Annotated in this window: 26 protein-coding genes and 2 tRNA genes; 18 read left to right on the top strand and 10 right to left on the bottom strand. The window is 71.3% G+C overall.

The genetic code is table 11. From position 1 onward, the window contains the following. Positions 1 to 21: 21 nt before the first annotated feature. From OHB01_RS04080 to OHB01_RS04060, 5 genes are all read left to right on the top strand, one after another. Positions 22 to 918, top strand: a complete 897-nt coding sequence (locus tag OHB01_RS04080; RefSeq protein ID WP_142650694.1) for an acyl-CoA thioesterase — start codon at positions 22 to 24, stop codon at positions 916 to 918. A gap of 112 nt (positions 919 to 1,030) precedes the next feature. Next, entirely contained in the window at positions 1,031 to 1,321 is a 291-nt protein-coding gene (locus tag OHB01_RS04075; RefSeq protein WP_142650693.1) for a hypothetical protein, read from the top strand. A gap of 123 nt (positions 1,322 to 1,444) precedes the next feature. Further along, positions 1,445 to 1,708: a WhiB family transcriptional regulator gene (locus OHB01_RS04070; protein ID WP_079315495.1), complete on the top strand. Its 264-nt coding sequence runs from the start codon at positions 1,445 to 1,447 to the stop codon at positions 1,706 to 1,708. A 38-nt stretch (positions 1,709 to 1,746) separates the two neighbouring features. Continuing rightward, positions 1,747 to 1,929: a hypothetical protein gene (locus tag OHB01_RS04065; protein WP_142650692.1), complete on the top strand. Its 183-nt coding sequence runs from the start codon at positions 1,747 to 1,749 to the stop codon at positions 1,927 to 1,929. A gap of 255 nt (positions 1,930 to 2,184) precedes the next feature. Continuing rightward, complete coding sequence (locus OHB01_RS04060) at positions 2,185 to 2,577, top strand: hypothetical protein (RefSeq protein ID WP_328854945.1); 393 nt, start codon at positions 2,185 to 2,187, stop codon at positions 2,575 to 2,577. A gap of 10 nt (positions 2,578 to 2,587) precedes the next feature. Here the strand turns inward: OHB01_RS04060 and OHB01_RS04055 are convergent, their stop codons facing one another. Together OHB01_RS04055 and OHB01_RS04050 are read right to left on the bottom strand one after the other, a co-directional pair. Beyond that, positions 2,588 to 3,931, bottom strand: coding sequence for an AarF/ABC1/UbiB kinase family protein (locus tag OHB01_RS04055; RefSeq protein ID WP_328854944.1), 1,344 nt, complete (start codon positions 3,929 to 3,931; stop codon positions 2,588 to 2,590). A gap of 171 nt (positions 3,932 to 4,102) precedes the next feature. After that, the gene (locus OHB01_RS04050) at positions 4,103 to 5,182 is read right to left on the bottom strand and encodes a ThiF family adenylyltransferase (protein ID WP_142650689.1); all 1,080 of its coding nucleotides are present in this window, start codon (positions 5,180 to 5,182) and stop codon (positions 4,103 to 4,105) included. 201 nt (positions 5,183 to 5,383) lie between these two features. Here OHB01_RS04050 and OHB01_RS04045 point away from each other — a divergent pair, with 201 nt between their 5' ends. Together OHB01_RS04045 and OHB01_RS04040 are read left to right on the top strand one after the other, a co-directional pair. Beyond that, complete coding sequence (locus OHB01_RS04045; RefSeq protein WP_142650688.1) at positions 5,384 to 5,899, top strand: M48 family metallopeptidase; 516 nt, start codon at positions 5,384 to 5,386, stop codon at positions 5,897 to 5,899. Continuing rightward, on the top strand, positions 5,896 to 6,483 hold the full coding sequence (locus OHB01_RS04040) for a hypothetical protein (protein WP_142650687.1): 588 nt from the start codon (positions 5,896 to 5,898) through the stop codon (positions 6,481 to 6,483). The genes OHB01_RS04045 and OHB01_RS04040 overlap by 4 nt, the downstream gene beginning before the upstream one ends. A 3-nt stretch (positions 6,484 to 6,486) precedes the next feature. Here the strand turns inward: OHB01_RS04040 and OHB01_RS04035 are convergent, their stop codons facing one another. The 4 genes from OHB01_RS04035 to OHB01_RS04020 all read right to left on the bottom strand — a co-directional run bounded on the left by OHB01_RS04035 (position 6,487) and on the right by OHB01_RS04020 (position 10,269). Then, positions 6,487 to 7,494, bottom strand: a complete 1,008-nt coding sequence (locus OHB01_RS04035) for an endonuclease/exonuclease/phosphatase family protein (RefSeq protein WP_142650686.1) — start codon at positions 7,492 to 7,494, stop codon at positions 6,487 to 6,489. A gap of 48 nt (positions 7,495 to 7,542) precedes the next feature. After that, entirely contained in the window at positions 7,543 to 8,199 is a 657-nt protein-coding gene (locus tag OHB01_RS04030; protein WP_328854943.1) for a hypothetical protein, read from the bottom strand. Positions 8,200 to 8,398: 199 nt separating this feature from the next. Further along, positions 8,399 to 8,944 carry an NUDIX hydrolase gene (locus tag OHB01_RS04025; protein WP_147943469.1) on the bottom strand — a complete coding sequence of 182 codons (546 nt, stop codon included), beginning with the start codon at positions 8,942 to 8,944 and terminating at the stop codon, positions 8,399 to 8,401. Positions 8,945 to 8,973: 29 nt separating this feature from the next. Continuing rightward, positions 8,974 to 10,269, bottom strand: a complete 1,296-nt coding sequence (locus OHB01_RS04020) for a zinc-dependent metalloprotease (RefSeq protein WP_260617453.1) — start codon at positions 10,267 to 10,269, stop codon at positions 8,974 to 8,976. Positions 10,270 to 10,351: 82 nt separating this feature from the next. On the opposite strand from OHB01_RS04020, the gene OHB01_RS04015 reads away from it, so the two are divergent. From OHB01_RS04015 to OHB01_RS03995, 5 genes are all read left to right on the top strand, one after another. Then, positions 10,352 to 11,422, top strand: a complete 1,071-nt coding sequence (locus OHB01_RS04015) for an NAD-dependent epimerase/dehydratase family protein (protein ID WP_260617452.1) — start codon at positions 10,352 to 10,354, stop codon at positions 11,420 to 11,422. 27 nt (positions 11,423 to 11,449) lie between these two features. After that, on the top strand, positions 11,450 to 11,875 hold the full coding sequence (locus OHB01_RS04010; protein WP_142650682.1) for a molybdenum cofactor biosynthesis protein MoaE: 426 nt from the start codon (positions 11,450 to 11,452) through the stop codon (positions 11,873 to 11,875). A 43-nt stretch (positions 11,876 to 11,918) separates the two neighbouring features. Further along, a complete protein-coding gene (locus tag OHB01_RS04005) occupies positions 11,919 to 12,965 on the top strand; it encodes a PDZ domain-containing protein (RefSeq protein WP_142650681.1) in 1,047 nt (348 codons plus the stop codon). 204 nt (positions 12,966 to 13,169) lie between these two features. Beyond that, positions 13,170 to 16,112, top strand: a complete 2,943-nt coding sequence (locus OHB01_RS04000) for a UPF0182 family protein (RefSeq protein ID WP_315985194.1) — start codon at positions 13,170 to 13,172, stop codon at positions 16,110 to 16,112. An 84-nt stretch (positions 16,113 to 16,196) separates the two neighbouring features. After that, positions 16,197 to 16,273, top strand: a tRNA-Met gene (locus OHB01_RS03995). An 89-nt stretch (positions 16,274 to 16,362) separates the two neighbouring features. Here OHB01_RS03995 and OHB01_RS03990 read toward each other — a convergent pair. From OHB01_RS03990 to OHB01_RS03975, 4 genes are all read right to left on the bottom strand, one after another. Next, positions 16,363 to 17,289, bottom strand: a complete 927-nt coding sequence (locus OHB01_RS03990; RefSeq protein ID WP_328855826.1) for a S8 family serine peptidase — start codon at positions 17,287 to 17,289, stop codon at positions 16,363 to 16,365. Beyond that, entirely contained in the window at positions 17,270 to 17,593 is a 324-nt protein-coding gene (locus tag OHB01_RS03985) for a hypothetical protein (RefSeq protein WP_221889992.1), read from the bottom strand. Before OHB01_RS03985 ends, OHB01_RS03990 begins: the two co-directional genes overlap by 20 nt. A 193-nt stretch (positions 17,594 to 17,786) precedes the next feature. Further along, positions 17,787 to 18,500 carry an ATP-binding protein gene (locus OHB01_RS03980; RefSeq protein ID WP_328854942.1) on the bottom strand — a complete coding sequence of 238 codons (714 nt, stop codon included), beginning with the start codon at positions 18,498 to 18,500 and terminating at the stop codon, positions 17,787 to 17,789. Between the two features lie 158 nt (positions 18,501 to 18,658). After that, positions 18,659 to 18,865, bottom strand: coding sequence for a DUF397 domain-containing protein (locus OHB01_RS03975; RefSeq protein WP_142650677.1), 207 nt, complete (start codon positions 18,863 to 18,865; stop codon positions 18,659 to 18,661). 303 nt (positions 18,866 to 19,168) lie between these two features. Between OHB01_RS03975 and OHB01_RS39825 the strand changes: the two genes are divergently transcribed. The 6 genes from OHB01_RS39825 to OHB01_RS03945 all read left to right on the top strand — a co-directional run bounded on the left by OHB01_RS39825 (position 19,169) and on the right by OHB01_RS03945 (position 25,643). After that, complete coding sequence (locus OHB01_RS39825) at positions 19,169 to 19,786, top strand: ATP-binding protein (protein ID WP_419197565.1); 618 nt, start codon at positions 19,169 to 19,171, stop codon at positions 19,784 to 19,786. Between the two features lie 65 nt (positions 19,787 to 19,851). Further along, positions 19,852 to 19,928: transfer RNA gene (locus tag OHB01_RS03965), tRNA-Met, on the top strand. Positions 19,929 to 20,009: 81 nt separating this feature from the next. Then, complete coding sequence (locus tag OHB01_RS03960; protein ID WP_142650675.1) at positions 20,010 to 21,539, top strand: PucR family transcriptional regulator; 1,530 nt, start codon at positions 20,010 to 20,012, stop codon at positions 21,537 to 21,539. A gap of 116 nt (positions 21,540 to 21,655) precedes the next feature. Next, positions 21,656 to 22,909, top strand: coding sequence for an FAD-dependent oxidoreductase (locus OHB01_RS03955; RefSeq protein WP_328854940.1), 1,254 nt, complete (start codon positions 21,656 to 21,658; stop codon positions 22,907 to 22,909). A gap of 101 nt (positions 22,910 to 23,010) precedes the next feature. Continuing rightward, complete coding sequence (locus OHB01_RS03950; RefSeq protein ID WP_142620277.1) at positions 23,011 to 24,078, top strand: DUF917 domain-containing protein; 1,068 nt, start codon at positions 23,011 to 23,013, stop codon at positions 24,076 to 24,078. Further along, positions 24,075 to 25,643 (top strand): hydantoinase/oxoprolinase family protein, encoded by a 1,569-nt coding sequence (locus OHB01_RS03945; protein ID WP_147945316.1) that lies wholly within the window; start codon positions 24,075 to 24,077, stop codon positions 25,641 to 25,643. Before OHB01_RS03950 ends, OHB01_RS03945 begins: the two co-directional genes overlap by 4 nt. Positions 25,644 to 25,645 lie beyond the last annotated feature (2 nt).

Below are 25,645 nucleotides of genomic sequence, written 5' to 3'. Positions count from 1 at the left end.
CCGCGTGTGCTGGAGGCTGCCGTGAACTCGGCCCTGAAGGAGCTGCTGGACCTGCTCGACCTCGAACCGATCGAGCTCGACATCTTCCGGGGACGCAGCCCGGAGGAGCGCATCCAGCGGGTCTTCGGCGGCCAGGTGGCGGCGCAGGCGCTCGTCGCGGCCGGCCGTACGGTGCCGTCCGACCGGATGGTCCACTCGCTGCACGCCTACTTCATCCGGCCGGGGGACCCGGCCGTCCCGATCGTCTACAACGTCGAGCGGGTCCGCGACGGGCGGTCGTTCACCACCCGGCGCATCACGGCGATCCAGCACGGCAAGGCGATCTTCTCGATGTCGGCGTCGTTCCACATCGAGGAGCCGGGCGTGAGCCACCAGGCCGTGCGCATGCCGCAGGTGCCGGACCCCGAGACGCTGCCGACCTTCCAGGAGCGGATGCTGAAGGTCGTGGGCGACGAGCCGGGCTGGCGCGAGCTGCTGGCCAAGCCGCGCCCGGTGGACGCGCGCTATGTGAACGCGCTGACGTGGGAGGCCGCCCACGACCCCACCCTGGTCACCCCGGAGAACAACGTCTGGTTCCGGTATGACGCCGACCTGCCCGACGACCCGCTGCTGCACGTCGTGCTCGCGGCGTACGCCAGCGACTTCACGCTCGTCGACACCGTGCTGCTGGCCCACGGCCTGGCCTGGGGGTCCTCGGCGGTGTCCGGCGCGTCGCTGGACCACGCGATGTGGTTCCACCGGCCCTTCCGGGCCGACGAATGGCTGCTGTACGCCCAGGAGTCGCCGTGGTCGGGAGCGGCGCGCGGGCTCGCCCGCGGGCAGATGTTCACCGCGGCCGGGGAACTGGCCGTGTCCGTGGTCCAGGAGTGCCTCATCCGGGTGTCGCCGGCGTTGCACTCCGATGTCACGAAGTCGTGAAAATCGCAGGTAGAAAATAGGTTGCCCACCCTGCCGCGGCGGTTTAGGGTCTTGGACAAGTCAGCCGGACGCTTCGGTCCGGTGAGATCGCACTGAAATGGAGGTGAGTCCAGTGAGGAACATCACGACGTCCCGCACGCTGTGGCTCGCCTCCGCATGCCCGGCCGCCATTGTCATGCCGAAACTGCGGCGTGGCGAGGCCGCCGCTGCCCTGGCTCCGGTGACCGGAGCCGCGGGCTCGGCCGCCTTCGGCGCGTTCGCCGGCCTGGCCAGCCACCACCGCAACCCCGTCCAGCGACCGGTCTATGTGAACCGGCCGATGGGCGATGAGCAGATCCGCACCGCCGCTCGCGGAGGTGCGCAGGGTCCGCACGATGCCTGGAGAGGACCAGTCATACCCTGACTAGGTCTCCATCTCCGGGCCGCGGATCCCACCCAGGATCCGCGGCCTTCTTGTTTTGTCGGCCACGAATCCACACCCCCAACGAGGACAAACCAGACCAAACCATTCAAAGAGGTGACGCAGATGGCGGCCCCGGTCATGGACCTGATCGAAGCCGAAATCCCCTGTCGTACCGACCCCGACCTGTGGTTCGCCGAGTCTCCCGAGGACGTGGAGTTCGCCAAGGCGCTCTGCGGCGGCTGCCCGATCCAGAAGGCCTGCCTGGCCCGCGCGCTGGAGCGCGAGGAGCCGTGGGGCGTCTGGGGCGGGGAGCTCATCCTGCGGGGGGTCGTCGTGCCCCGCAAGCGTCCCCGTGGGCGCCCGCGTAAGTCCCCTGTCGCCGCCTGACCAGCAACCACAGCAATTTCCGGAAGGAACCGATCCAGATGAGCATCTCCCCGATCACCTCCCTGTATCTGCACCAAGAACTGGCGCACGAGCGAATACGAACCCTCCACCGCGAAGCTGCGGAGGAGCGGCTGGCCGGCCGGATCAGGAGCGTGCAGAGGGCACGCCGGCAGGCCGAGCGCGCGTCCCGGCGGCTGAGCTCCGCGCTGGCGCGCATGTGACGCGAGCCTGACGCGACCGAACAAGTGAATCGATGACGAAGGCCCGGGCCCGGCGAACGGCCCGGGCCTTCGTCGCTCGTAAAGATGCGATCACCGAACGCACAGAAGATCGTCTGCCGTGGGAGCGGGCGAGGACCACGGGGTATGAGGCGGATCGCCGCCCCAGGCCGGATGGTCACGGGCGGCGGGCGAAGTGGTGCATGAGCGGTGGGTGGGACTCGGATGGGCGACCGTACGTCAGGCGCGCTTGATCTCGTGGCGGTTGCGCGACGGCTCGCCGTCACCGCGCTCGTCGCCGGACTGTGGGGTTCGGTCATGCCGGAGGCCGAGGCCGCGCCGGTCGCGGCGACGGCGCGGGTGGCGCGCCACGGTCACGGCAACGGCCACGGCGACGGAGCGACTCAGGCCACCACGGGCACCAACACCGCGAACGCGCCCGCCATCAACAGCCCGCCCAAGCAGATATCCGGTGGCCGCCGCAACGTGAACGCCCCCGCGGCCAACAGCGCCGTCACGTTCGCGGGCGTCCAGCAGGTGTCGAGCGTCAGCGTGTTCACCAACACCCTCAACGGCAACTGCAGGAGAGGGATCAAGCGCTGCGTCATCAACCAGAACCTGCAGACGAGCGAGAGCCGCGGCGGCCGATGACGCCGCCCGCTCAGGTCAGGGCGAGCGCGCTGTCCTCGGACTCGCCCGTCTCGTCGGCGAAGCCGGGCACCCAGCGCACCACCTCGTCGCGGAAGCGGGCGGTGGCGCCGAGCTGGCACAGCACGCCGACGCCGGCCGCGTGCACGCGGTGGATCAGCACGTACGACGGGGGCAGGTTGAGCTGGCGGACCACGTTGTTCGGCCGCAGGTTGGCCACGGTCGCCGCCTGCTCCCGCAGCCACTCCCTGCTGAAGGCGAACTCCTCGACCCGGGTCGGCTCGACGTACGGCGCGAGGAAGGCCCGCAGGGCGTCGACGTCGACCTCGATGTGCGGGCGGATGAACCCCTCCGCGCGCAGCCCGCGCACGACCGTCTCCATGTCGCCCTGGTTGAAGATGCGGGTGAGCCTGCCGAAGGCGACGGGGTAGCCGTCGGGCATGCGGTTGACCGCCCCGAAGTCCAGCACGCCGAGCCGCCCGTCCTCCAGCAGCCAGAAGTTGCCGGGGTGCGGGTCGGCGTGCAGCATCCCGACCCGGGCCGGGGAGCAGAACAGGAAGCGGACGAACAGCAGGCCGGCGTGGTTGCGCTCCTCCTGAGTGCCGTCGGCGATGATCCGGGAGAGCGGGGTGCCCGTCATCCATTCGGAGACGAGGATCTGCTCGTTGGCCGCGATCACGGCGGGCACGTGGAAGTCGGGGTCGTCGCGGAACTCCTCGGCGAACGCCTGCTGGGCCTCGGCCTCCTTCAGGTAGTCGAGCTCCTCGGCCACCCGCTCCTTCAGCTCGGCCAGCACGGGCTTGATGTCGAGACCGGGCAGCAGCGCGCCGAAGAGCTTGCCGAGCCGCGCGAGCTGGTTGAAGTCGGAGATCAGGGCCTTGCCCGCCCCCGGATACTGGATCTTCACGGCCACCGGGCGGCCGTCGTGCCACACGGCGCGGTGCACCTGCCCGATCGACGCCGCGGCGCTCGGCCGGTCGTCGAACTCCAGGAAGTTCTCCCGCCAGTCGTCGCCGAGCTGCTCGGTCAGCACCCGGTGGACGGTGGCGGCAGGAAGCGGCGGCGCCGCGTCCTGCAGCCGGGTGAGCGTCGCCCGGTACGGCCCGGCGATCTCGGGCGGCAGCGCCGCCTCGAAGATCGAAAGTGCCTGGCCGAGCTTCATCGCCCCGCCCTTGAGCTCGCCGAGCACCTTGAAGACCTGGTCGGCCGTACGCTTCTGGATCTCCTGGGCGACGATCTCCGCGGAGGCGCCACCGAGCCGCCTGCCCAGTCCGAGCGCGGTGCGGCCGGCGAACCCGAGAGGGAGTGTCGCGAGCTTTGCCGAGCGTGTCACGGCGCGGTGGGGAAGGTCACTCACACGACCATTGTCGGCGATGAAGAGTGCTTTCGACCACGATTTCCGATCGAGCGGGCACCGGGGCTCCGGCCGGCGCGAGCCTCCCGGAGGAATACGCCGTCTATGAGATTGGTCACACCGCGACTGCCGTGACGGGAGTATCCGCCGGTGAGAGGCGTGGCCTGTGGCCGTTCACGCGGCGGGAGCGCGGGGCACGGCCGCCGCGCCGGTCGCGTCGCCCGGGACGCAGCCGCAGTCGGGGTGCGGCTCGCAGGCGCGGTGCCGCCAGCGCCACCCGGGCGACACCTCCAGCAGGCCGCCGGGCACGCGTCCCTCGTCGAGATAGGCCAGAGCCTGACCGGCCGCCTGCGCGGCGACCAGGCACGACAGCACCACGTCGCAGGCGATCTCGCCCGCCGGATAGCCCCCGAGCCGGGCGCCCACGAGCGGCCAGGACGGATCCCGGTCGCGGCGGCCGAGATCGAGGCAGCGCAGGCAGGCGGTGAGTCCGGGGACGACGAAGGGCCCCACCGAGCCGTGTCCCTCGAAGGCGCAGACCAGCAGGTGAGGCACCCCCTCGGCGACGATCTCGTGGACCAGCGTGGCGTCGAGCGGGTCGGCGGGTGCGAGGATCACCAGGTCGGGGCGCACCCCGCCGTCGGACAGCCGGGAGGCGGCCCGTCCGGGCCAGGCGTTGACGGCGGGGGAGATCCGCCGGGCCGCGAGCACGGCGGCCTCCTCGCGGGTCGTCCCCGTCTCCGCGCGGCCGAGCCCGCCGGGAACCACGTCGCCCCAGGTCGCGGTGCCCGGATCGACCACGCAGATGTGGCCCACTCCCGCCGCGGCGAGCAGCGTGACGACCCGCGCGCCGACCCGGCCCGCGCCGTACACGCGGATCCGCGCCGCCCTGCGCGCCGACATCGCGCTCATGCCGCCGTCGGTGGAGGTCAGCGCCAGCCTGTCCAGATCGGGGCGGAGGCGGTCGCGCTCGGCGAGCGGCAGGTCGGCGAGGGGCTCCGGCCGGGCCGCGGCGTCCTCGATCAGGCCGTGCGCGGCGAGCCGGGCGACCACCTCCAGGGCGGACGCCTCGTCGAGACCGCTGCTCGCCACCGCCTGCCGCAGGGTGCGGGCGCCGTCGAGGCCGTCGATCAGGCGGCGCACGGGCGGCTCGACGCCGGTCAGCACGACGGCCCGGAGCGGATGGACGCCGAACTGCAGCGTGCGGCCGTCCCGTTCGACCCGGCGCAAAACCGGCTTGAGTCGAGGTCTCATAGTCGTCAGACCTTGCCATATGCAGGGTGGGCGCGGGCGCCGGTACCAGCGTGGCTGTGGATAATTACCGGGGTGATCGTGGTCGGTGAATATCCGCAACCCCGTAGTTTTCACGCCCGCAAGGTCACGTTCGCCCGATTGACCAGGGAGAACGTGTACCACCCCCTGTGGAATTCGGCGCGTGTCGGCTACCTTTCATATGTGCCCCCCGAGACAGTCGAGGTTCGTCGGAGCGCACGACGGCGGCGAACCGTTTCCGCGTACCGCGATGGCGACAAGACCATCGTGCTGCTTCCGGCTGGTCTGAGCACGACCGACGAGGAGCAGTGGGTACGCCGCATGCTCGACCGCCTTGCGGCCAAGGAGCAGCGAAGACGCCCGAGCGACGACGACCTGCTCGAGCGGGCGACGGAGCTTTCGGCGCGCTATCTGGACGGCAAGGCCGTGCCGGCGAGTGTCCGCTGGGTGGAGAACCAGCTGCACAGGTGGGGGTCGTGCACCCCCGACCACGGCACGATCAGGTTGTCGGCCCGGCTGCGGGGCATGCCTGCCTGGGTGGTCGACTACGTCATCATGCACGAGCTGGTCCACCTGCTCGTGCCCAGCCACGGCCCGCGCTTCTGGGCCCTCGTGGAGCGCTATCCGCGGGCGGAACGTGCCAGGGGTTTCCTCGAAGGATTCTCCATGGCCGCCAACGGCGCGCCGGAGGAGTGTTGACCCGGGTCGTCGCGGTGCTGGTCACTCCGGGCATGGCGGACGCGGCTCCACCCGGCGTGGACCCGGCCGAGTTCCTGACGGCGATGGCCGAGGACACCTACGAGATGGTCGCCGGGCTCGAACTCGTGCGGCCGGTGATCCTGTCGGCCGGCGTGCCGGGGCTTGAGAACATCGCCTGGCCGGGCACGCCCGTCCTGCGGATCGCCTCGCCCGCCGACGCCTTCGCCGCGCTGTCCGCCGGCGACGAGACCGCGGAGGAGGGCGTCGTCGTCAGCGCCGACGCCCCCGACCTGCCGCCGCTGCTGATCGGAAAGCTCTTCCGGGAGCTCGGGCGGGCCCACCTCGCGGTCTGCCCGGCCGAGGGCGGCGGCGCCGTCGCCGTGGCGGCGCGCCTGCCGGTCGCCGAGTGGGCCGCGCCCGACCTCGACGAACCCGACGCCGTCGCGGCGATGCGCCGCCGGGCGCCCGGTCCCCGCATGGTCGCCACCGGTCCCGGCTGGCACCGGCTCAGGAAGCCGCAGGACGTGGCCCGCCTCGACCCCGGGCTCGAAGGCTGGGACAACACCCGCGCTCTGCTGACCTGAGACTCATATCCGTCCGGGCAGGCGAAGCTCGGCGTAGAACGCCAGGTGGTCGCTGCCCGCGACCCTGTGGACGCCGGTGCGCACGGCCGACGCCCGCTGGTCGTACAGCACGTGGTCGATCGTGATCAACGGCGGGAACCACCGGTTCGCGGGCCAGGTGGCGGTCAGGCCGTCGCCGGTCGCGTCGGCCGCGTCCGCGTAGCCCCGCCCGAGCACCGCGCGCAGCGCGGCGTGATCGAGGCTCGCGTTGAAGTCGCCCGCCAGGACCCGTACGACGCCGGGGGACGCGGCCGGGAGCGCCGCGAGATCGGCCTCCCACTGAGCCGTGTAGGGAGCGTTCAAGGGCGCGAGCGTGTGCACGTCGACGATCTCCACGGGCGGGCCGGACGGCAGGGCGAGCCGGGCCCTCGGCATGTGGTGGCCGCCCTCGCGCACGAAGTCGGGCGCCGCGCTGAGGGGATGACGCGCGTAGATCCCGCTGCCCGAGGGCCCGGGCCCGTCCTCCAGGTGCCGGTAGGGCAGCAGGCGCGCCACGCCCGCCGCGTCCAGCGCCTCGACGGCCTCGTGAGTGAGCTCCTGGGTGGTGAGCACGTCCGGCCGGAGCCGGCGTACGAGATCCACCACGGTCGCGGCATCGCCCGCGCCGAAAAAGAGGTTGACCGTGAGGATCCGCAGCGGCGGTCCCGTGACGGTGGGGGCCGAGCCGGCCGCGCGGGGCAGGACCACGGCCGCCAGCAGGACCGATGCCGCCACCGCCACCACGATCACGGCCGTACGGCGGGCGGCCCGCGCGATCGCCACCGCCAGGAGCGATGTGGCCGCGACGTAGGGCGTGCCCGTCATCAGCGCCACGCCCACTCCGCCAAGGGGGACGGCGCCGTCGGCCCCGGCGAGCCGGGCCGCCGCCCAGACCGCGAACGGCGCCACCACGATCCACGCCGTCCGGGGGGAGACCCGGAGCCTCCGGCGCGGGGGAGAGACGATCTCGCCGCCCACGTCCAGCTTGGTCATGAGCCCGACCGTAGCCGAGCCGTCCCCGGGACCGAACGCGCCGCGCGTTCAGGCCGGAAGAGCCGGAGACCCGGGGTGCGGCGGCGACGAACCCAATCCGGCGTCGCGCGCCCGCGCCACGGCCGCCGCTCGGTCGGCGACGTGCAGGCGGTCGGGGAAGAGCAGGATGCCGAAGGTCGCCGTCAGGGGCACGCCGAGAAGGCTGAACGGAGTCTGCGCCAGGTAGATCCACGACGCGATGTCGATCCTGCCTATGTGCGCCGCGGCGTCGGCGGCGGCATTGAGCCCGGAGCCGATCGGCGCCGCCGTGCCGGAGATGAGGAAGATCCAGCCGGTCCGGCTGCGCGGCTGCGTTCGCAGTATCGCCGCGCCGACGAAAGCGACCGCCAGATAGACCACCGCGGTCGCCGAAATCAGGATGGACAGCCGGCTCAGGTGGCCGGTGGCGATCAATGCCATGCCCAGGGCGGCGAAGAGCACGGCCAGCGTCACCGTGGCCGACACGACGATTCCGGGCTTCGACGCCATCACCGTCGATTGTGCGCCGAAGACGGGTCGCCCGACAGTGTTCCTGAGTGTAGCCACACTGTTCCTGGGCGTCGCCGCACCGCTGAGCGACGCGGTGACACGACCCGCGATCAGGCCGAGGCCGGCCTGATCGCGAGTGTGCTGCGCCTCGGTGAAGGCGGCTTCATCGGAGATCATCACGCCACCGCGGGGACTCAGAGCGTGACCGTGTCGTTGTCGCTCTCACAGTCGGTCGCCCCGGATCCCGGGCGGCAGAGTCAGGGGTCCCGGTGCATGCGGGATTCGTCTCGTCGGATTCCCGGCTGTGCCGGGCCGTACGGGGCCGGGCCGTACGGCGAGGGTTCAGGCGGTACGGGGTTTCAGGCGGTACGGGGTTTCAGGCGGTACGGCACAGCGACCGGGCGCGGCGGGCCAGCCGCCGCGTCGCCTCGTCGCTCAGCTCCGGGATCTCCTCCACGGGGAACCAGCGCAGGTCGAGGGACTCGTCGCTGATCACCGCCTCGGCGCCGGGAGGCGCGACCGCGCCGTACTCGACGTCGAGATGCCAGCTGTGCGGCGGGTGGCACCACACCTTGTGCCGGTCGAGCGCGAGCGGCCCGCCCAGCAGGGTCAGCCCGGAGATGCCCGACTCCTCGGTGGCCTCGCGCAGGGCGACCTGTGCGAGCGTGGTGTCGGACGTCTCGCAGTGCCCGCCCATCGGCAGCCACATCCCGGCCTTGGGGTGCAGGGTCAGCAGCACGCGTTCGCCGTCGTGTGACAGGACGGCGGTCGTCGCCGTGAGGTGGCCGGGAGCGCACTCGCGCCACATCGCGTCCTCGTGGGCGCGCAGGTGCGTCAGGAACTCCTCGCGGAGCCGCTCCTCCTCGGGGGTGGGCGCGACCCATCCGGCCAGTACGGCTTGCGCGTCACGATGCAGGCTCACCGGCGCAGCCTACCGACAGCCGGTGACCCTTACTTGCCGGACTCCTCGCCTGTCTCGTCACCCGAGCCGGGCTCCTTGTGCTCCCCAGGCTCCTTGGGCTCCTCCAGCGCGGACAGGTCCCACTCGGCCTCGCCCTTCACGAACGACTCGGGGTTGTCCAGGTCGTCCGCGGTGGGCATGAGGTCGGGGTGACCCCAGACGGCGTCCCTGCCCTCGATCCCGCGCGCGGCCTCCAGTGCCCTCCACAGGGCGGCCGCCTCACGCAGCCGTCGCGGGCGCAGCTCCAGGCCCACCAGGGTGGCGAAGGTGCGCTCGGCCGGGCCGCCCGTGGCGCGGCGGCGCCGTACGGTCTCGGCCAGCGCCGCGGCGGACGGGAGCTTGCCCTCGGCGGCGGTGTCGACCACCGTGGCCACCCAGCCCTCGACCAGCGCGAGCGCGGTCTCCAGCCGGGTGAGCGCGGCCTTCTGCCGCTCGGTCTCCTCGGGCTTGAGCAGCTCGCCGCCGCCCAGGACCTCCTGGATCCGCTCGGGGTCGCTGAGGTCGAGCCCTTCGAGCTTCTCCTGGAGGGCGGACACGTCCACCGTGATGCCCTGGGCGTACTCCTCGACCGCGCCGAGCAGGTGCGCCCGCAGCCACGGCACGTGCTGGAAGAGCCGGTGGTGCGCCGCCTCGCGCAGCGCCAGGTAGAGGCGGATCTCGTCGGAGGGCGTCTCAAGGCCGCTGCTGAAGGCGGCCACGCCTCCGGGCAGCAGGGCGGCGGTGTCCGACAGCGGCAGGCCGATGTCGGAGGAGCCGACCACCTCGCGGGCGAGCGAGCCGAGGGCCTGGCCGATCTGCTGGCCGACCATCATGCTGCCCATCTGCCGGAGCATGCCCATGAGCGGCCCGGCCACGGCCTGCGCCTCGGGCGGCAGGCCCGCCCCGCCGAGCGTGCCGCCCATCGTCTCGACCATCTGGGCGGCGACGGGATCGCACAGCTGCTTCCAGACCGGGATCGTCTTCTCGATCCACTCCGACCGGCTCCAGGCCTGCGGGGTGGTCACGCCGCTCGGCAGCGTGGTCACCTCGTTGAGCCACAGGTCGGCCAGGTTGAGGGCCTCGACGATCTGCCGTCGCTCGCCCTCCATGACGCTCGGATCGCCCTCGGCGACCACGGCGTGCCGTGCGATGTTCTTCGCCATGTCCCAGTTGACGGGACCGGCCTCCGGTGAGGCCGACAGCATGTCGGCGAACTGCCGCATGGCCGCGGCGATCTGCTCCGGGCTGCCGAACATGGCGAACGGGTTGTCGTTGGGGTCGTTTTCGCGACCTGGCAGGTCAGTCACCGCGCCACCTCGTGCAGGATGGAGGAGTCCACATCCGCCACGTTATCCGCCGTGGGGCGGATCAGTGCAAAGTGAGGACCTCGTGCCTACCTCGAAACGCCTGCGTCCCCCCGTCGTCGCCGTCACCGGCGCCGCCTCCGGTCTCGGCCGGGCGTTCCTCGCGAAAGTGGCCTCGTCTGCGGATTTCCGCCGCGTGGTGGCCATCGACGAGCAGCGCGGCGACACCCCGGACGTCACCTGGCGGGTCCTCGACATTCGCGATCCGCTCTTGGCGAACCGGATCTCCGATGTGGACGTCCTGGTGCATCTCGGCACGGACGAGTCGCTCGACACCGACCCCGCCGAGCGCCGCCGCTACAACCTGCGGGCCGCCCAGACCGTGCTCACGGCCTGCGCCGCGGCCCGGGTGCGGCGGGTCGTGCTGGTGACGAGCGCGATGGTGTACGGCGCCGCCGCCGACAACCCGGTGCCCCTGCCCGAGGACGCCCCGGTCGCGGCCGAGCCCGACACCGGCCTGGTGGGCGACCACCTGGAGATCGAGGCCCTGGTGCGGCGGTCGCTGCGGGCGCATCCCGGCCTGGAGGTGACCGTGCTGCGGCCCGCCGCCCTGGTCGGGCCGGGCGTCGACACGGTCATCACCCGCCACTTCGAGGCGCCGCGGCTGCTCGTGGTGAAGGGCTGCCTGCCGCGCTGGCAGTTCTGCCACGTCGACGACCTGGTGTCCGCGCTGGAGGCCGCCGCCCTGGGCCGGGTCGGCGGGGTCGTGGCGGTCGGCTCCGAGGGGTGGCTGGAGATGGAGCAGGTGGAGGAGATCTCCGGCCTGAAGCGGTTCGAGCTGCCGGCGGGGCTGACGTTCGGCACCGCGCAGCGGCTGCACCGGCTCGGCATCACGCCGACGGCCGCGACCGACCTGCACTACGTGGTCTATCCCTGGGTGGTCGACGGCGTGGCGCTGCGGGAGGCGGGCTGGAAGCCGGCCTGGACCAACGAGGCCGCGCTGCGGGAGCTGCTCGAACTGTGCGAGGGCAGGCACGCGGTCGTCGGCCGCCGCCTGTCGGGCAAGGAGGCCACGATCACCGCGGCGGGTGCGACCGTCGCGGTCATCGGCACGGCCGCGATCGTCCGGGCCGCACGCCGCAAGCGCCGCACCTGACGGGCCGCAGGCACTACCCTCGGTGACGTGGACGTCATCCGATTGCTGGGCATTCGCGACACCCCGTTGTCCGTGGACGAGGTGCTGGGCGCGGTGGAGGACAACGCCGCCGGGGGCACCGCGGTCTTCGTCGGCACCGTGCGCGAGCAGGACGGCGGCAGGCCGGTGACGCTCCTGTCCTACTCGGCGCACCCGTCCGCGGAGGAGCATCTGCGCAGGGTCGCGGAGAAGGTCGCGGCGGACTTCCCGGTGACCGCCCTGGCGGCCGTCCACCGGGTGGGCGACCTGCGCCTGGGGGAGATCGCCGTCGTCGTGGCGGCCGCCTGTCCCCACCGGGGCGAGGCGTTCGAGGCCTGCCGCAGGCTGATCGACGACCTCAAGCACGAGGTGCCCATCTGGAAGCACCAGGTGTTCGCCGACGGGGACGCCGAGTGGGTCGGCGCCTGCGACTGATGCACCCGGAATGCCCGGAGCCCGGAACGCATAGAGTTCGTTCATGTCCCGACGCGCTCTGACCCTGCTGGTCGCGGGATTCCTCGCGCTCGCACTGGCCGTGATCGGCGCCATGCTGCCGGTGCCGTACGTCGTGCTGAGCCCCGGCCCCACCGAGAACACGATCGGGGACGTCAAGGGGAAACCGGTCATCACGATCTCGGGCCATGAGACCTATCCGACGCAGGGCAGGCTGAGCCTGGTCACCGTCGCCTACCAGGGCGGGCCCGACAACCGTCTCGACCTGCTCACCGCGCTGCGCGGCTGGCTCGACCCGACGGTCGCCGTGGTGCCGGAGGAGACGCTGTTCCCGAAGTCCACCTCGGCCGAGCAGGTCCAGGAGCAGAACACACAGGAGATGACCGACTCGCAGCAGTCGGCCACCGCCGCCGCGCTGAACGCCCTCAAGATCCCCATCGAGAAGGTGATCACGGTCGCCGGGACCGACAAGGGCACGCCGGCCGACGGCAAGCTCAAGCCGGGCGACGAGATCACGGCGGTGGACGGCAAGACGGTGGGCGAGCTCTCGTCCGTCGCCTCGTCCGTGCAGAGCCGCAAGCCCGGCGAGCAGGTGACGTTCACGGTCAAGCGCGCCGGAGCCTCGACGCAGGTGCAGGTCGGCACCGTGGCGGGCACGGACGGCAAGGCCAAGGTCGGCGTGCAGATGCGTTCGGGCTACCGGTTCCCGTTCAAGGTCGACATCAGCGTCGGCGAGGTCGGCGGGCCGAGCGCGGGCCTGATGTTCTCGCTGGGCATCTACGACAAGCTGACGCCGGGGGCGCTCACCGGAGGCATGTCGATCGCGGGCACCGGGACGATCGACCCGGCAGGCCAGGTCGGCCCGATCGGCGGGATCGAGCAGAAGATGGTCGGCGCGCGCCGGGCCGGGGCGACCGTCTTCCTCACGCCCGCGGGCAACTGCGCCGACGCCGTCAAGGCCGTGCCCGCGGGGCTGCGCCTGGTGCGGGTCGAGACGCTGGACGGCGCGATCAAGGCGATCGACGCCCTGCGCGATCACAAGGGCGAGGTCCCCGCCTGCCCGGCAGGCTGACCGTACGACCCGGGCGCGGGGCGGTGACCTGCTCGTCCTGTCCGCACGCGGCGTCGTGATAACGATCAGATCTGTTACCACGACCACGCCAATCGCGGTGTAGGTTTCCAAGCACGGACCGTTGCCCTCTGACAATCATGGCCCTGCCAATCTGAGACAAGGGGTTGAGCGTTGAGCTTCCGGAGCCCCGGAGCCGGACGGGCGGTGCGCTTGCCCCGACGGCCGCGCCTTCTGATACCCGTGCTGCTCGCCGTCGTGGCGATCGTCGTGTTACTGCTGGTCTTCTCGGGGATCTACACCGACTACCTCTGGTATGACTCGGTGAGTTTCTCCTCGGTGTTCTCCACGATGCTGGTCACCCAGGTGGTGCTGTTCATCGTGGGCGCCGCCCTGATGATCGCCATCGTGGGCGGCAACATGGTGCTCGCGCACCGCACCCGCCCGATGTTCGGGCCGGGGATGTTCGGGGCGCCGCAGGGCGCCGACCGCTACCGGGTCGCGCTCGACCCGCACCGGCGGCTGGTCTTCCTGGTCGGCATGGGCGTCCTCGCCCTGTTCACGGGCTCGTCCACGGCGGGGCTGTGGAAGACCTGGCTGCAGTTCGTGAACCGCACGCCCTTCAACGAGAAGGACGCGCAGTTCGGCCTCGACCTGTCGTTCTTCGTGTTCACGATGCCGTTCCTGCGGATGCTGCTGAACTTCCTGTTCACGGCCGTGATCCTGTCGATCATCGCGGCGACGATCGTGCACTACCTGTACGGCGGGTTCCGGATCTCCTCGCCCGGCGGGGTGCACGCCACCCGGGCCGCCAGGGCTCACCTGTCGGTGCTGCTCGGCGTGTTCGTCCTGCTCAAGGCCGCGGCCTACTGGCTCGACAGGTACAGCCTGGTCTTCTCCGACCGCGGCAAGACCTTCGGCGCGTCGTACACCGACGTGCACGCGGTGCTCCCGGCCAAGGGGATCCTCGCGGTCATCTCGCTCATCTGCGCGCTGATCTTCTTCGCCGGCGTCATCAGGCCGGGCGGGATGTTCCCCGGCGTGGCGTTCGGGCTGCTCGTGCTGTCGGCCGTCCTGATCGGCACGGTCTATCCCTCGCTGGTCGAGCAGTTCCAGGTCAGGCCGAACCAGCAGAGCAAGGAGCAGGCGTACATCCAGCGCAACATCGACGCGACACGAAAAGCCTACGGAGTCGATACGGCGAAGGTCACGGAGTACAGCGCCAAGACCGACACCGACGCCTCCGTGCTGCAGACCGAGGCGTCGGCCATCCCCGGCATGCGCCTGCTCGACCCGAGCCTGCTGTCGCCGACGTTCCAGCAGAAGCAGCAGATCCGCGGCTACTACCAGTTCCCCGAGCAGCTCGACATCGACAGGTATCCCGTCGACGGCAAGCCGCGCGACACGGTGGTGGCGGTCCGCGAGATCGGCCGCCCGCCGGAGGGGCAGCGCAACTGGATCAACGACCACCTCGTCTACACGCACGGCTTCGGCTTCGTCGCCGCGCCCGGCAACAAGGTGGACAGCAGCGGCCTGCCGGTGTTCAGCGAGCGCGACATCCCGCCGGTGGGCGACCTCGGCGACTACGAGCCCCGTATCTACTTCGGTGAGAACTCGCCCGACTACTCGATCGTCGGCGGGCCCAAGTCGGCAAGGCCGATCGAGCTGGACTACCCGCAGCAGGGACAGGCGGGCGCCGACCAGAACAACACCGGCCAGGTGAACAACACCTACGAGGGCAAGGGCGGCGTCTCGATCGGCAACTTCTTCCGCCGCCTGCTCTACGCGGTGAAGTACGGCGAGACCAACCTGCTGCTCAACTCGAACATCAACGACGAGTCCCGCATCCTCTACAACCGCGAGCCGGTGCAGCGCATCCAGCAGGTCGCGCCGTTCCTCACGCTCGACCGCGACCCGTACCCGGCCGTGGTGGACGGGCGCATCGTGTGGATCGTGGACGCGTACACGACGTCCGACTCCTACCCCTACTCCGAGCGCAAGAGCCTGGAGTCGCTCACCACCGACGTGCAGTCGAGCCGCCTCGGCGTGCCGCAGGTGCCCAGGGACGAGATCAACTACATCCGCAACTCGGTGAAGGCGACCGTGGACGCCTACGACGGCACGGTCACCCTGTACGCCTGGGACGAGTCCGACCCGGTGCTCAAGACGTGGGAGAAGGCCTTCGGCGGGGTCGTCAAGCCGGCCTCGCAGATCACCCCGGGGCTGCGCGCGCACCTGCGCTACCCGGCCGACCTGTTCAAGGCGCAGCGGGAGATCCTCACCTCCTACCACGTCACCGACGCCAACGCGTTCTTCAGCGGCCAGGACTTCTGGAAGGTCCCCGAGGACCCGGCGACCGGCAAGAGCAAGCAGCCGCCCTACTACGTGACGATGAAGATGCCCGGCAGCGAGACCGAGCGCTTCTCGCTGACGACCACGTTCGTGCCCAACCAGCGGCAGAACATGGCGGCGTTCATGGCGGTCGACGCGACGGCCTCCGGACCGAACCCGCCGCTGGAGATCCTCCAGTTGCCGAGCACGACCGCGATCCAGGGTCCGCCACAGGCGCAGAACCTGTTCGAGTCGAACACCACGGTGTCGACCGAGCTCAACCTGCTGCGCGGCGGCGGCACCGACGTGCTGTACGGCAACCTGCTCACGCTGCCCTTCGGCGGCGGCCTCCTGTACGTCGAACCGGTCTACATCCAGCCGCGTGCGGAGACCTCGGGCAAGTATCCGACCCTCCGCCGGGTGCTGGTGCTGTACGGCGAGAAGGTCGGCTTCGGGCCGACGCTCAGCAACGCGCTCGAGCAGGTGTTCGGCGGCACGGTGGCGACGCCGCCGGACCAGACGCCCGACCAGACGGCGAACCAGCCTCCCGGTCAGGTGACCCCGCCGGAGAGCACGTCCGCGCTGACGTCGGCGCTCGACCGGGCCCAGCAGGCGTACGACGACTCGCAGAAGGCGCTGTCGGCGAACCCGCCCGACTGGAAGGCGTACGGCGACGCCCAGGCGTCGCTGAAGAAGGCGCTGGACGACCTGGCCAAGCTCAAGACCGGGACCTCCCAGACCCCGGCCCCGAGCGCCAGTCCGAGCGCGAGCGGGAGTCCGCCGGCCGGTGCGACTCCCAGCCCGGCACCGAGCGGCTGAACTATCCCGGAGCCCCGCGTCCCCACGGGCGCGGGGCTCCGGTTTGCCTCCCGCGCGATGCCGGGATAGTGTTCGTAGAGCCGACGCGGGGTGGAGCAGCTCGGTAGCTCGCTGGGCTCATAACCCAGAGGTCGCAGGTTCAAATCCTGTCCCCGCTACCAAGTGAGACCCCCGGACCCTCAGGGTCCGGGGGTTTTCCTTTTCGCCCGACCACCGTTAGCCGGTTGAGGGGCGGAACGGAAGGGAGCACCTAGGTGTCGATCTGGACAGGCACCTGGATCTTGCTGGCGATCGGGGTGTGAATATCCGCCTGAACCTCGGTGAACAAGGAGACCAGCAGGGCATACCGCACGGGAACGCTCACACGATCACGGCGATTGTTCTGCTTCCACCAGCCGCCGACGGGATAGACGGCGATCACCCCGCAGCGGGCGAGGTCGACCGCGTGGCCGCTCCAGATGTCGGCATGCAGGGAACCGGAGTTGCGCGCCTGCCCCAGAAACCAGCGGTCGTCCGTGGCCGATGTGGTGCGGACGCCGCGCTCCTCGCCCTCGGCCGCATTGCTGAGCCGCTTGTGGAAGTCAGCAAGGCTCTCGGTCGGCCGGATGACGTCGAAGCGCAGGCCGTGCGAGGCGTACGCGTAACGACCCTGCCAACCGCGGTTGGAGGGGTTGGGCTCGATGAAGTACGACAGCGTTACCCGCATCCGCACCGGGGCGTTTTCGAGGTCCTGTAGCAGATCGGACGGCCACGGCAGGGTGTGCAGGCGCATGGCCCGCATCGAGATCGAGGACTTCGACCGCGCGAAGGGACGGAACTCGTCCTCGACGATCATCGTCACGTCGCCGGCGGCGCTCGCCAGCACACGTGCCTCGGTGGGGGCGCCCCAGCCGTAACGCTTCAACAGGGCGTACCGCTTGCTCTTCAGAGAGCCCTCCCGAGGCGTCGGGAAGTGGGCGGCCATGGCGGGAGTCCACTCGGCTGCGTGTACGAGCAGGCCGCGGACCGCCTCGGGCGTGAGACTCGGATACCGGCTGAGCACTAGGGCGCCTAACCTGGCCGCCTGGGAGGTGGCCGCGCTCGTCGCGTTCGCCGTGGTGAGCAGACTGTACGCGCCGCCCGTGGTGAGGACTTCCACGCCCTGGTGGCTGTCGAGCTCACCCCAGGAAGAGGCCAGCAGGTTGCCGCAGTTCGTGGAGCAGGGAAAGGCGCAGCTCGGAGATGTTGGCCACCAGCGCCGCGTTTTTCGGGCTGCCGCTCGGAGTGACCTCGGTGGCGAACTGGTCGAACAGGCTGATGAACTTCGATACGGCCGAGAACGGCAGCCAGATGAGTGCGCGCTCGGGCAGGTCCTCGCCCGCTGGGACGACCGAGAGGAGTTTGGCGCCGTGGGCATCGAGGCGTTCCAGAGCCAGGCTGTACTCGGCGGACCAGCCGACGACGGTCAGCACGAAACCGTCGCCGCGTACGCTCTCGTCCACAGCGACATGAGCCGAACGAGCCGAGGTCTCCGCCAGGCGGAGCTCGCCCTTGAGTTTGGTGGCATGTGCTCGGCGATCGCTGATATCCCTACGTCCACCGCTGATCGGTGCGCTTCGTCCCCTGTACGCGGCGTCGGTCCCGGTGCCCGGGACGATCAGGTGGGGAAGGCGGCGGAACGTGGGCCTATTGGGCTCACCCATGCCGGGCAGCGCGGCGCGCGTCGAGCGCCGACCTCAGTGCGAGGGTGGAGAGTGCATCATCACCAGCGAGGATCGCGTCCTTGGCGGCGATCTCCCCCGCTCGCACGAGTTCGGCGTGACTGAGGTCGCCGACATGACCCATCAGATCGTCCCAGTCCACTTCTGCCGTGTTCATCGACGTCAGCCTCCGGCGCAGCACCTCGATAGCTTGTTCTGCACTCGGCACATCATAGGTAATGACCGCGTCGAATCTACGGAATAGTGCGCCATCCAAGATCGCCGCATGATTTGTGGCCGCCACCACTAGGCTTTCCGGTCGCGCTTCGTCCAGAAATAGCAGGAAACTGTTGAGTATGCGCCGGGCTTCGCCGACATCTCCTTCAATGCGGCGTTCCGCGCCGATTGCGTCGAATTCGTCAAACAGGTAGACGGCTCGATTGCGGGCTGCGGCATCGAAGACCAGCCGCAGTTTGGAGGCGGTCTGTCCCATGAACCTGCTGATCAGTCCGTCCAAGCGGACGGTGAACAGCGGAAGGCTCAGCTCACGGGCGAGCATCGCGGCGCTCATGCTCTTGCCGGTCCCGGGCGGCCCGACGAGCAGCAGCCTGGAGATGGGGGCGAAACCGTGGCTCTCCAGGCGTTCGCGCTGCCGTTGCTCATGTAGAACACGTTCTAGCTGTGTTCGCACGGCCTCGGCGAGCGTCATGTCGGCGAGGTGGACGTCCGGATAGCCGGCCGTGACGAAAAGAATGCCCAGCCTATCTATGCCCTGTGGGCCGATCCACTTCCGTCAGGGTGCCTGTCTCGTTCGGGCCGCCTACGATCGGCGGTGGCAGCGTGAGGGAGTCGCCTGGGGAGCGGAGATCAGGCCGGGAAGTCGAACTCGCGGGCCTTGACACCGGCGATGAAGGCTTGCCACTCAGTGGGAGTAAAGAGCAGTTTCGGGCCGCCGGGGTCCTTGCTGTCGCGTACGGCCACCGTGCCGGGCAGGTTGGTCGCCACCTCGACACACTGACCACCGTTGTCACCGGAGATCGATGACTTTCGCCAGAGCGCAGCGCCCAGGTCCATGCCTGTCTCGCTTCCTCGATCATCCTGACGGATACGGGCTCAGGATAGGCCCAATCCGGGATCGAGGGACGGCACAACCTCCATCGAATTCTCTCCTGACTTGGATGAAAATTCCACCTTTTTTCCGCCTCGTTATTCCATGCTCAGCTCGGAACAGACCGCGTTATGTCATGACCCTTGATTTTTCGGGCTGTTCAACCGATCGTCCGCCCGATATTGCAGAGGCAGTCTAGATGCGGGTGGCCGGATCCGTTTCTTCGCCGTCCGGCGCCGTCGCGGCTGGGTCTTCACCTGGCGGCCCTGGTGGGCTCGGCTGTGGCGGCGCAGCGGTTGGGTCGTCGCCCGCGCCCGCAACGTCGCCGACGTCATCCTGGCGGAGGTGTCCCCGTGAGAACTGGCGGGCACAGCGCCGGGACCAGGAGCGATGCGTCGTACGGCACGTGGCGGGAGTTCCACGAAGTAAACAGGTCCGTCTCGGCGGCCCGCGAGTGGGCGCGGGGGCTGCTGGCCGGGCAGGTCGCGGCCTCGGTCCTCGATGATGTGCTGCTCCTGTTGAGCGAGGTGGTCACCAACGCGGTCGCGCACACCGACTCGGGCCGTGCCGCGGACGGGCGGGTGGTGGTCTGGATGGTGCGCACCCCCGCGGCCGTGCATGTGGAGGTGGTCGACGGCGGCTCGGTCACCAGCACACCTGTGATGCGTGTGCCTGACGCCGGCGACGACGGAGCACGAGGTTCTGTGGCTCGTGGATCTGCTCGCCGTCGCCTGGGGCGCCCATCAGGACGACGCCGGGGGATCGGTATGGTTCCGGGTGGCTGCGCACCCATGACACAGGCCCGGATGTCCGTGACGTGCTGTGGTAGGTCAGGTGAGCATGTGGCCGCTGTTCCGCTGATGCACGATGTTTCGGCGTCGGCGTGAGCGTCGAAGGGCGGGAAACGATTTGGCACCCGCTCCCGACAGGGGGTAAGATTCAAACACAACGACGCGGGGTGGAGCAGTTCGGTAGCTCGCTGGGCTCATAACCCAGAGGTCGCAGGTTCAAATCCTGTCCCCGCTACCAAGAGACGAAGGCCCGGCCTCCGGAAAACGGAGACCGGGCCTTCGGCGTTCCACGGGGTCCGGTCCGGTGCGGGAGTAACGCATGATCACGTTGGATCGCCTGGTCAACGTGCTGGGCGCGTACGGCGTGCGGCTGTGCGGGCGGCCCGAGAGGCGCTCGGCGCGGTTGCGCAGCGTGGCGATGCCGGACGCCACCGACGGCCGGGTCACCGGTGACGTGCTCGTGGCCGTGGGCGCCGGGTCGGTGACCGAGGCGGTGCGGTGGGCGGTCGCGGCGCAGGCCGCGGTGGTCCTGGTGCGAGCGGGCGCCGAGACCGCCCGCGAGGCCGCCGTGGCCGGCGAGAGCAACGACGTGGCGGTGCTGCTCGTCGATCCCGCGGTCTCCTGGAGCCACCTCGTCGGCGTGGTCTACGGGCTGGTGCTCGAAGGGCGGGAGACCGAGTCGGGGCGGGGGCCCACGGACCTGTTCGCGCTGGCCGACAGCCTGGCGGACGCCGTCGGCGGGGCCGTGACCATCGAGGATCCGCTCTCGCGGGTGCTCGCGTACTCCCGGTCGCAGCAGGCGGGCGACCCGGCCCGGCTGGAGACGATCCTGGTGCGGCAGGTCCCGGAGCGGCTGCGCGAGGCATTCCGGGAGCGCGGGGTGTTCGCCCGCCTGACCGCGACGGACGAGCCGATCTTCGTTGAGCCGGACCCGTCGCACGGCATGACCGGGCGGATGGCGGTGGCGGTGCGGGCAGGCCGCGAGCTGCTCGGGTCGGTGTGGGTGACGTGCGGCAGCCCCCTGACCGGCGCGCGGCACACCGCGCTGGCGAACGGCGCGCGCACCGTGGCGCTGCACCTGCTGCGCTCCCGGGCGAGCGCGGACCTGGAACGGCAGGTGGAGTCCGACCTGGTCGTACGGCTGCTGGAGGGCACCGCCGACGCGGCGACCGTGGTCAGCCGGCTGGGGCTGCCCACGCGGGAGATGCGGGTCGTCGCGGTGCGCACTCACACTTCCGAGGAGCCGCACGCCATGCTCCTGCTGGCCTTCGAGAAGGCCACCACCGGGTTCGGCTGGTCCAGGCCCGGGAGGAGCGCGCTGCTCGGCGACACGCTCTACACGCTCCTGCCCGGCGCGGGAGCGGAGGCGGCACGGGAGTGGGTGGCCGCGCTGGCGGCCGGGCTGCCGCCGAGGGTGCGCGTCGCGGCCGGGATCGGGGCGGCGGCCCAGGCGGCGGAGCTGCCGGCGAGCCGCCGGGAGGCGGAGGAGTGCCTGGCGCTGCACGAGAGGGACGCCTACCGCGCCGAGCCGCCTGCCTACGACGAGTCGTGGGACGACATCCTGCTCCAGCGGTTGCGCGCCGCGGCCCGGGCGGGCCGCGTCCCCGCGCGCGGGCCGGTGAGCGCGCTGCGCCGGCACGACGCCCTCCACGACACCCACTACGTGGCGACGCTGCGGGCGTGGCTGGAGGCCCAGGGCGATCTCGTGGCCGCCGCCGAACGGCTCGGCGTGCACGCCAACACCGTCCGCAACCGCCTGCGCCGGATGAGCGAGGTGACCCCGCTGCACCTGGACGACCCGCGCAAGCGCCTCGCCATGGTCATCACGCTGGCTGCCGAGGACGAGTAGCGGGCTGTCCGGAATCCACAACAGGAGCGCCTCGATTGTGCGTCCGCTACAACGGCGCGCGGCGCCGTACGGGTGATGCTGGCCGGGCAAGCAGTCGTCCTGTGTGGAGGTGGGGCATGTCCGAGCGCGTCGACGCGTGGCCGCGGTCGGTCGTCGTGGTGGGCGCGGGGATCGTGGGGCTGTCCACCGCGTGGTTCCTGCAGGAACGCGGTGTGGAGGTCACCGTGGTCGACCGCCGGGGCGTGGCGGCCGGCGCGTCCTGGGGCAACGCGGGCTGGATCGCGCCCGGCCTGGCCATCCCCCTGAACGAGCCCTCGGTGCTGCGCTACGGCCTGCGCTCGCTGCTCAACCCGGCCGCGCCGCTGCACGTCCCGGCGACCGTCGATCCGGGGCTGTGGGCGTTCCTGACCCGTTTCGCCGCCAACTGCCGTTGGTCGTCGTGGACCCGGGCCGTGCGTGCCAACCTGCCGCTCAACGAGGAGTCCATCGAGGCCTACGAGGTGCTCGCCGCCAACGGCGTGGCCGCCCCTGTGGAGGACGCGCCGATCACGGCCGGGTTCCGTACGCCCCGCCAGGCCGTCGGCCTGCTCCACGAGCTGCGCAGGATGGCCGAGGCCGGGCAGCCGGTCGACCACACCGCGCTTGACGCGCGGCGGCTGGCCGAGGCCGTGCCGCTCGCCTCGGAGGCGCTGACCGCGGGCGTGCGGATCGACGGGCAGCGCTACGTCGATCCCGGCCGCTTCGTGCACGCGCTGGGCGAGGCCGTCGTCGCCCGGGGCGCGGCCGTGGAGACCTTCGAGGTCACGGACGTGCGTGGCGACGCAGGGAAGGCCGTCGTGGCGGGCCGGGACGGCGCCGCCCTGTCCGCCGACGCGGTGGTGCTGGCCACCGGCGCGTGGCTGTCGCGGCTCGCGGGCCGGTGGGGCGTACGCGTCCCCGTGCGGGCCGGCCGCGGCTACTCGTTCACCGTGCCGGTGGACCACCCCGTCCCCGGCCCCATCTACCTGCCGGACGTGCGGGTGGCGTGCACGCCCTACCAGGGCGGGCTGCGCGTCGCGGGCACGATGGAGTTCCGCGACCCGGACGCTCCGGCCGTCGAGGCCCGGCTGCGGGCGATCATCGCCTCGGCCCGGCCCCTGCTGCGGGGCGTGCGCTGGGAGGAGCGCACCGACGTGTGGGTCGGACCCCGGCCGGTCACGCCGGACGGGCGGCCCCTGATCGGCGCGACCGGCGCCCCGGGGATCTACGTGGCCGGCGGGCACGGCATGTGGGGCATGGCCCAGGGCCCGGCCACCGGACGGCTCCTCGCCGAGCAGATCACCACCGGCAAGCAGCCCGCCGTCCTGCGGGAGTTCGACCCGCTGCGCTGATTCCGGCAAGCGTGCTGTTGTCGTGATACGACAACAAATGTCCGACTGATGGTCGCCGGTGACATTGATGCAGGACCGCCCGGTGGTGAAGGCTCCCCCGCATGCAGGCCCGCATCACACTGGAGGACGTCGCCGCGCTCGCTCGCGGCTGCGCGGTGCTCGGCACCGGCGGCGGCGGAGACGTCCGCCCGGGCGCCATCGCCGCCCGGCGCGCGATACGCGAGCACGGCGAGGTGCCGCTGATCACCCTGGACGAGCTGCCCGACGACGCCCTCGTGCTGCCGTTGTCCGGAATCGGCGCACCGACCGTCAGCAACGAGATGGTCCACGGCTCGGACGAGCCGGTGAGGATCGCCGAGGAGATCGAGCGCATCTTCGGCCGGCCGCCCGCCGCGGTCATGTCCTCGGAGATCGGCGGCGGCAACGGCGTCGCCCCGGTCGCCTGGGCGGCCAGGCTGGGGCTGCCGCTGCTCGACGCCGACGCGATGGGCCGGGCGTTCCCCGAGGTCCAGATGGTCTCGATGTACGTGGCCGGGATCCCGGCCAACCTCGTGGTCATGACCGACGTCGTCGGCAACGTCGTGACGATCCGGCCGGTCGACGGCCTGTGGTCGGAGCGGATCGCCCGTGCGGTCTGCGTGGCGGCGGGATCGAGCGCCCTGATGGCCGACTACGTGCTGACCGCGCGCGAGTGCGAGGGCGCGGTGATCGAGGGCACGGTGAGCCGGGCCATCGCCGTCGGCCGGGCGACCGAGGGCGCCGCCGACCCGCTGGCCACCCTGACCGCGGAGCTCGGCGCCGTACGGCTCATCTCCGGCAAGCTGGCCGACCTGGAGCGCAGGACCACCGGCGGGTTCGCCCGGGGCACGGCGACGATCGAGGGCACCGGCGACGACCGGGGCAGGACGCTGACGCTGGAGATCCAGAACGAGAACCTCGTCGCCGTCGAGGACGGCCGGGTCAGGGCCATGGTGCCCGACCTGATCACGGTGGTCGACAGCCAGACGGCGACGGCGATCCAGACCGAGGGGCTCCGGTACGGCCAGCGGGTGACCGTGCTGGCCTGGCCCTGCGACCCCCTGTGGCGTACGCCGAAGGGCCTGGAGACGGCGGGCCCGCGGGCGTTCGGCTACGACATGGACTACCTGCCGGTGGAGAAGATCGCATGAGCGAGCGGACCGGAGAACACCGTACGACGCTGCGGGTCGGCATCGACGTGGGCGGCACCAACACCGACGCCGTGGTGCTGGACGACGACGACCGCGTCATCGCGACCGCCAAGCGGCCCACCAGCCCCGACGTGACCGAGGGCCTGCGTGCCGCGCTCGACGCGGTGCTCGCCGAGCTGCCCGACCCCGCGATGGAACAGCGGGTGAAGCGGGTGATGCTCGGCACCACCCACGCGACCAACGCCATCCTGGAGCGGCGCGCGCTCGGCCGGGTGGCCGTGCTGCGGCTCGGCGCCCCGGCGACCACGTCCGTGCCGCCGCTCAGCGAGTGGCCCGGCGACCTGCGCGACACGGTCGCGGCCGGAACCGCGATCGTGCGCGGCGGCTACTTCGTCGACGGCCGTGAGATCGCGCCTCTCGACGTGGACGCGGTGAGGAAGTTCGTGGCCACGACGCCCGCCGACGCGATCGCCGTCGCCGGCGTCTTCAGCCCGGCGAGCGCCGACCAGGAGAACACGGTCGCCGAGATCATCCGGGCCGAGGTCGGCGACGTGCCGGTGAGCCTCAGCCACGAGATCGGCTCGCTCGGCCTGCTGGAGCGCGAGAACGCGACCGTGCTCAACGCCGCCCTGTACGGCGTGGCCCGCGATGTCACCGCCGCGCTGCGCGAGGCCCTCACGGCGCGGGGCCTGGAGGTCGAGACGTTCTTCGCGCAGAACGACGGCACGCTGATGGCCGTCGACTACGCGGCCCGCTATCCGGTGCTGACCATCGGCTCGGGGCCGGCCAACTCGCTGCGCGGCGCGGCGTACCTGTCGGGCGTGACGGACGCGATCGTCGCCGACGTCGGCGGCACCTCGACCGACCTCGGCGTGCTCGTGGGCGGCTTCCCGCGGGAGTCGGCCGCGGCGGTGGAGATCGGCGGCGTCACGACGAACTTCCGGATGCCCGACATCCTGTCCATCGCGCTCGGCGGCGGCACGATCATCGGGGAGGAGCCGCGGTCGGTGGGCTACCGCATCGGCACGGAGGCGCTCGTCTTCGGCGGCTCGACCCCGACCATGACCGACGCCGCGGTGGCGGCCGGGCGGGGCACGGTCGGCACCCGTCCCGTCCCCGAGGAGTGGCGCGAGCGGCTGGCCCAGGCCGTACGGGCGGCCGATGAGGCCGTCGCGGACGCGGTGGACCGGGTGGCGCTCGGCCGGGCCGACCGGCCGCTCGTGGCGGTCGGCGGCGGCGCGTTCCTGCTGGCCGACGAGGTGCCGGGGGCCCGCGAGGTGATCCGCCCGGCGCACGCGGAGGTGGCCAACGCGGTGGGCGCGGCCATCGCTCTCGCCAGCGGAAGGATCGAAACGATCGTTCCGGCTACTGGAGGTGGGAGCTCCAGGGCTAGATTGATCGACAACGCCAAGGAGGAGGCGGCCGCACGGGCCGTCGCCGCCGGGGCCGACCCTGCAACCGTTCAGATCGTCGAGCTCAGTGAGATCCCTCTCAGCTACCTTCCTGAGCCCGCGGTGCGCCTGCACGTCAAGGCCGCCGGCCCCCTCGCCCGGCAGGCCGGATAGGA

Origin of the sequence: Microbispora hainanensis, from assembly GCF_036186745.1 — a bacterium.
In the GTDB taxonomy this organism is placed as follows: domain Bacteria; phylum Actinomycetota; class Actinomycetes; order Streptosporangiales; family Streptosporangiaceae; genus Microbispora.
This window is presented reverse-complemented; position numbering and strand designations above follow the sequence as displayed.